The following is a 1,027-nucleotide window of genomic DNA, read 5'->3' as shown; positions in this document are numbered from 1 at the left end:
CGGCGGCGGCGATCCGCGGCACCTGCCCGGCGACCGCGGCCGGCACGGCGGCGTCGCCCTCGTTCATCAGTTCCGCGATCCGCTCCGTGGGCAGCCGGTCGAGCTCGGCGAGATCGGGGCGGGCGGCCTCGGTGGGGAGGCTCTCGAGCTGGACTCTCAGATCGGCACCGGACATGTCGGCGGCACTCCCAGGCAGGGACGGGACGGATCGGAACAGGGCGGATCGGGACGGACGGATCGGGACGGACGGATCGGGACGGACGGATCGGGACGGACGGATCGGACGGACGGATCGGGACGGGGGCGGGATCAGCGGCGGTGACGGTGCGCGAGCGCCTCGTAGGAGGCGGAGAGGGCGGGCGCCGCCCGGTCGTAGGTGCGCTGGGCGACGCCCACGAACAGGCAGTCGACGACCAGCAGCTGCCCGGTGCGCGAGGACATCGCGGCGGGTCTCAGCTCGCTCTCCCGGGCCGTGGACGTGGTCAGCACGTGGTCCGCGTACTGGGTGACGGGCGAGCCGGGGCGGCCGGTGATCACCACGGTGGCCGCGCCGTGCTCGAAGGCCACCCGCAGCGGCTCGATCACGTCCCCGGTGGAGCCGGAGTGGGTGATCGCCAGGGCCACGTCACCGCCGCGCAGCTGCACGGCGTTGGTCACGGCCAGGTGGGGGTCGCTGTGCGCGTGCGCGACCAGCCCTATCCGGAGCAGCTTCTGCGCCAGGTCCTGGGCGACCAGCCCCGAGGCGGCGACCCCGTACACGTCGATCCGCCGGGCCGAGGCCAGGGCGGCGACGGCCGCGCCGAGCTGCACGGTGTCCAGCCCGGCGGCCGTGTCGGCGAGGGTCTGCTGCTCGTCGTGGGCGAGCTTGGCGACGACGTCGGCGATCGGGTCGTCCACGGCTATGTCGGCGGTGACCGACGGGGCGCGGCCCGACTCCTGGTGGGCGGCGAGCCCCGCCAGGGCCAGGCGCAGGTCCCGGTAGCCCGGGTAGCCCAGCAGCCGCGCCGTGCGCACCACGGTGGCCTCA

At 75.3% G+C, this 1,027-nt stretch carries 1 protein-coding gene; it reads right to left on the bottom strand.

All coding sequences use genetic code 11. The features are described from left to right. Positions 1-309: 309 nt before the first annotated feature. Positions 310-1,027 (bottom strand): MurR/RpiR family transcriptional regulator (locus HW445_RS32430; protein ID WP_180224318.1); only part of this gene is annotated, 718 nt, incomplete at its 5' end.

Origin of the sequence: Streptomyces sp. UH6, from assembly GCF_013421635.1 — a bacterium.
Taxonomy (GTDB): Bacteria; Actinomycetota; Actinomycetes; order Streptomycetales; family Streptomycetaceae; genus Streptomyces; species Streptomyces abyssomicinicus.
Note: the sequence above shows the minus strand (reverse complement) of the source record. Positions and strands in the feature narration are given on the sequence as shown.